Origin of the sequence: Microcystis sp. M165S2 (assembly GCF_020245885.1) — a bacterium.
Classification (GTDB): Bacteria; Cyanobacteriota; Cyanobacteriia; order Cyanobacteriales; family Microcystaceae; genus Microcystis.
Genome location: NZ_JADBTZ010000132.1, coordinates 1 through 4308, shown reverse-complemented (window position 1 = coordinate 4308; position 4308 = coordinate 1). Strand labels below are relative to the sequence as shown.

At 37.1% G+C, this 4308-nt stretch carries 9 protein-coding genes and 2 pseudogenes; 7 read left to right on the top strand and 4 right to left on the bottom strand.

Annotated features, from left to right (window positions below):
- From IM479_RS07005 to IM479_RS06990, 4 genes and pseudogenes are all read left to right on the top strand, one after another.
- Positions 1-151: UPF0175 family protein (locus IM479_RS07005; RefSeq protein WP_287685619.1), on the top strand; the 151-nt coding region annotated here is incomplete at its 5' end.
- Positions 148-243: pseudogene (locus IM479_RS07000) on the top strand (PIN domain-containing protein); the annotation flags it as partial. The gene IM479_RS07005 and the pseudogene IM479_RS07000, both read left to right, overlap by 4 nt.
- A gap of 313 nt (positions 244-556) precedes the next feature.
- Positions 557-817: a type II toxin-antitoxin system Phd/YefM family antitoxin gene (locus IM479_RS06995; protein ID WP_002736246.1), complete on the top strand. Its 261-nt coding sequence runs from the start codon at positions 557-559 to the stop codon at positions 815-817.
- Entirely contained in the window at positions 810-1076 is a 267-nt protein-coding gene (locus IM479_RS06990; protein ID WP_287079488.1) for a Txe/YoeB family addiction module toxin, read from the top strand. Before IM479_RS06995 ends, IM479_RS06990 begins: the two co-directional genes overlap by 8 nt.
- Before the next feature lie 200 nt (positions 1077-1276).
- Here IM479_RS06990 and IM479_RS06985 read toward each other — a convergent pair whose 3' ends face one another.
- From IM479_RS06985 to IM479_RS06970, 4 genes and pseudogenes are all read right to left on the bottom strand, one after another.
- The gene (locus tag IM479_RS06985) at positions 1277-1579 is read right to left on the bottom strand and encodes a type II toxin-antitoxin system RelE/ParE family toxin (RefSeq protein ID WP_287079490.1); all 303 of its coding nucleotides are present in this window, start codon (positions 1577-1579) and stop codon (positions 1277-1279) included.
- A complete protein-coding gene (locus IM479_RS06980; protein ID WP_287079492.1) occupies positions 1576-1806 on the bottom strand; it encodes an addiction module protein in 231 nt (76 codons plus the stop codon). Before IM479_RS06980 ends, IM479_RS06985 begins: the two co-directional genes overlap by 4 nt.
- Before the next feature lie 161 nt (positions 1807-1967).
- Positions 1968-2063, bottom strand: a pseudogene (locus IM479_RS06975) (PEP-CTERM sorting domain-containing protein); the annotation flags it as partial.
- A gap of 311 nt (positions 2064-2374) precedes the next feature.
- On the bottom strand, positions 2375-2791 hold the full coding sequence (locus IM479_RS06970; protein ID WP_287685614.1) for a hypothetical protein: 417 nt from the start codon (positions 2789-2791) through the stop codon (positions 2375-2377).
- A 192-nt stretch (positions 2792-2983) separates the two neighbouring features.
- Between IM479_RS06970 and IM479_RS06965 the strand changes: the two genes are divergently transcribed.
- The 3 genes from IM479_RS06965 to IM479_RS06955 all read left to right on the top strand — a co-directional run bounded on the left by IM479_RS06965 (position 2984) and on the right by IM479_RS06955 (position 4010).
- Positions 2984-3223: a hypothetical protein gene (locus IM479_RS06965; RefSeq protein WP_287685616.1), complete on the top strand. Its 240-nt coding sequence runs from the start codon at positions 2984-2986 to the stop codon at positions 3221-3223.
- 132 nt (positions 3224-3355) lie between these two features.
- Positions 3356-3679: a DUF4164 domain-containing protein gene (locus IM479_RS06960; protein WP_287685617.1), complete on the top strand. Its 324-nt coding sequence runs from the start codon at positions 3356-3358 to the stop codon at positions 3677-3679.
- A gap of 82 nt (positions 3680-3761) precedes the next feature.
- Positions 3762-4010, top strand: a complete 249-nt coding sequence (locus IM479_RS06955; protein ID WP_287685618.1) for a DUF4164 domain-containing protein — start codon at positions 3762-3764, stop codon at positions 4008-4010.
- Positions 4011-4308 lie beyond the last annotated feature (298 nt).

Below are 4308 nucleotides of genomic sequence, written 5' to 3'. Positions count from 1 at the left end.
GAAGCTCACCCTTGCTCAAGCGAGTCGATTTGCCGGAATGAATCGTATTGCTTTTCAACACCTACTGGCAAGTCGTCAAATTCCAGTACACTACGATGTCGAAGATTTTGAACAGGATATTAAGAACTTGCGGGAGATGGGAAGATTGTGATTATTGTCAGTGATACATCGCCTATCAACAATCTTGCAGCTATTAATCAACTTTATCTACTACAACAACTTTACGAAATAGTTTTTATTCCCTAAGCAGTTTATCGAGAATTAATTGAAGATAGATTTTGTCTTTGATCCCCCCTGCTCCCCTTAATAAGGCGGCTCTGACAAATTTTAACACCTACCTACTTAGTGCTTTACTCAATCCCCTAGGAACACCCAGAATAGTAATCAATCAGTCAATGTACCATGCTCCAGAGCAAGGCAACTTATCAAGAATTGGCAACGAGAATAAGTAAAAAGAAATTTGACAAATATTTAGAAAAGGTGCTATTATGCTGAATAATACTTGACTTGTGTTAAGATTGGTTGCGCTCTTGTTGTTAATTTAAGGGATAGTTACATGAAAATTGTTACTGTTACTGAAGCCAAAGAACAAATTGATGAATTAGTGAATGATACCAATGATAATCATCAACCGATTTTGTTATCTGGTACGAAAAAAAATGCTATTTTAATCGCTGAGGAAGATTGGAACTCTATTCAAGAAACGCTTTATTTGTATTCTATTCCTGGTATGGTAGATTCAATTATTGAAGGTGGCAACACTTCTATTGAAGATTGTGTGGATGAGGCGGGTATCAGAGCAATTTTAAATGGATAATTGGCAGTTGGTTTTTACCAAACAAGCGAAAAAAGATGCTGAAAAGCTGGCTCGTACTGGGTGGGCAAAACAAGCTAACGAGTTATTAAATATTCTTAAGTCAAATCCCTATCAATCTTATCCTGTTTATGAGAAACTCAGTGGCGATTTAGCGAGCTATTATTCCCGACGTATTAATATTCAGCATCGTTTGGTTTATCAGGTTATTCCAGAAGAGAAGGTTGTCAAAGTTATCCGGATGTGTACTCATTATGAATAACCCCTCTTATTTATTTTACACTGGTAACATTATAGAATGAAAATGATTGATTTGGATTGTAAAAATAAATTCCCTAAAATAAGCCCACTCAAGATAACATGAAGGGGCATTTATGGTATTTTTAGAGGCAATTTAGCCTACTTTTGTGGGTTCCTTTTCGGTGGATTTGGATGGTTTTAGTTTACGTTTGAGTATCTCCATTATTCTAAATTTCGCTTTTTCCAGTAATCAGGTTTACGTTTTCCATGTGCGATCGCAACCAGCCAGATAAATGCTTCAAATTCTACATAAAAAATGATGTAAGGAAAACGGCGAATGACATAACGGCTTACCCCTTCGATAGTATGGTCTGTTCCCAGATTAGGGTTAATTTTAATTTTTTCGAGAACTTGTTCAATTTCAGATAGCAAATCTAGCCCTAATCCTATCTTTTGCTTCTCATAATATTGAATAGCATTGTCAAGTTCTCCTGTTGCTTCACTGTGAATAATAACCGGTTTCACGAATATTTCTCTCGTAATTCCAATAATACTTTTTCTGATGGTTCACCATTGGCTGTTCCAGCATAAATTTCGGCTAATCTTTCAGTTAATTCTCTATCCCAAGCATCTAAAACATTGTCATCTACACCTTCATCTAAAGAATGGATGAGAAAGTAAGCGAGTTCAGCGCGATCTTGCACAGGAAGTTGAGCAAGTTCTATTTTGAGGGTTTCTGCTGTTTTAGTCATCTTGAAAGCATCTATAACCAGTCATCTTAGATTGTAGCAGCTCTCGGCTCGCAAGATAAACCATACTCCTTAAAATCATGGAAATTCAGAGAGTTATGCAAAAAATACCCCCCTCAACTGACTGAATGAAGGGGTAATTTGTCGTATTTTTGCTGGGCAATTTAGCCTACTTTTGTGGTTTCTTTTTCGGCTGATTTGGATGGCTTCAATTTGCGCTTGAGGGTTGAGGCTGCGCCGAGAGTACCGAGTACGGGGAGCATCTCACCTTTGTAACCCCTAAATCAGGTTTTATGTCAAGCTATTTTGAAAGCCTTACCAGAAGCAAGTTTTAGCGACAAGCATAATTACTCACTTGCATAAATGAGATGCTCCCAGTGGGTTCGGGGACGATTTTAGGGTCTATAGGGATTTGTCTTGACTTTTCTTGTCCACCAAAAATAAAATTGCCATTGGCAAAAATAAATCCGAAACTTGAAGAAGTAGTTCTATTTTCTGATAATGGACTAGGCACAAAATCTTGTCAAGTAAGATTCAAAGATGTTTTAGGAGGACTGCCAAGAGAAATTGTCTAGAAAAAAAGTCCCCTGTCAATCAATGCTCCTATTTTAGCTGTTGTTCCTGGCCATTGGGTACTTTTTGCAAAGACAGTTTGCTCAGGATTTACACTTCCCTTACCACTGCCAAAAAAAGCTTTTTTATCTTGAGCATCATCAGCAAGGGCGATTAGTACATAGGCTGTATTTATTCCTCTATCTGTAAAATCAGCTTCAGCTAAACTGGTATCTTGAGTTAAACCAGGTAAGTTTAATGCCCCTTTTAAAATGTCTGTAAAAACATTAGCTGCTACATTAAGAAGAAAATCTATACCTTTTCCTTGAATAGCACCTTTAGGAGTAAAAGTTGCTGCAATTGCCTGGCAGTTAATGGAAAATAAAACAATTGAAAAACTTAAGAGTACAGTGAAAGAACGATTTTTAATTTTCATTTGAACTTTATAATCTTTTATTAGGAGACACAACCACAATACACACTACCCCGCCCGCACAGTATCCTAAGCTACAATTTAATAAATCTTTATATTTCTTTCCCTAACTATCCCTTGCCTTCCGCCCTAAACCGATTAAGCTCCAACTAGCTGATAGACTAGGGATACCAGCTTTCATTTTGGAGTGAGAGAGTGGTTGAGTTAACCGATTCCCAAATTGATCAAGAAATTGGCAAGATTGTCAGACGTTGGGTTTCTACGTTCTACGTTCTTTTAATAGCTGAAAAAATGCCAGATACTAGAAATACAAAATCCTCATCCAAACAACTCCTAGAAATTGCTAAAATAGGACTAGAGAAAGCGATAGAAACCGATGAAACCACAGCAACAAATTGGCTCAATGAGCAACTAGAAGCCTTAAGTATTGACTGATTAAAATTAAGCTAAGATAGCTTAGGTATCCTGTCGTTTCCAAGATTAACTTAATCATAGTTAATCTTGACAATCAAGCGATCGCTCGTATAAAATTAAATTAGTATCATTGGCAAATCAGGAGACAGAAACATGACTGCTTTCACCGAATCGGATATTAAAGAACTGAAAGACTTAATGATTGTTTTACAACAGGAGATTCAAAAATTACAAATAGGACAAGTAGAAATACAACGAGACATCAAAAGGATAGAGATAGGTCAAGCAGAAATCAAAGCCAAATTTGGAGAATTTGAGAAGCGAGTTGATGAACGGATGGGATCATTAGAAAAGCGTATAGATGACATTAGTACCCGTCTCAATATTATGACTATTGGCTTTTTGAGTATTGTCGGAGTCATGGTAGCTGGAATGCTAGGAATTTTAGGAAAGGTGGTCTTTTTTCCCAATCCCTGATCACCTCTAAATTGAATTAATAAGCAAGCGATCACTCCTATAAAATTAAATTAGTATCATTGGCAAATCGGGAGATAGAAACATGACTGCTTTCACCGAATCGGATATTAAAGAACTCAAAGATTTGATTATCGGACTTAAAGAAGACATCAAAAGGATAGAGATAGGTCAAGCAGAAATCAAAGCAAAGGTTGAAGGACTAGATAAGCGAGTTAATGATATTAACAGTCGCCTCAATATTATGACTGTTGGCTTCTTAAGTATTGTTGGAGTAATGACAACTGGAATCTTAGGAATTATTGGTAAGGTTGTCTTTTTTCCCAATCCCTGATAAGTTCCAAATTGAATTGATAATCAAGCGATCGCTTGCTTAAGATTAAATAGTTTTCCCCAACCTTAGATATAACAAAAACCCTCTGTGTCTGGTGTAGTTTTTATTTCTGTCACTATAGACAGAGCTATAGCTTTGACATCCTCACCGCCGTAAAACGGACGGTGATTCCCAAACCTCACGATTTAGGTTTCTGCTTCTTTCCCTTGCGGGGTTTCGCACCTGCCTTAACAGATTTACTCTGTTCTGGTCTTATGGTCGCTCTACAGACTGACACCGCAAGTCCTGCGGCCAAAAT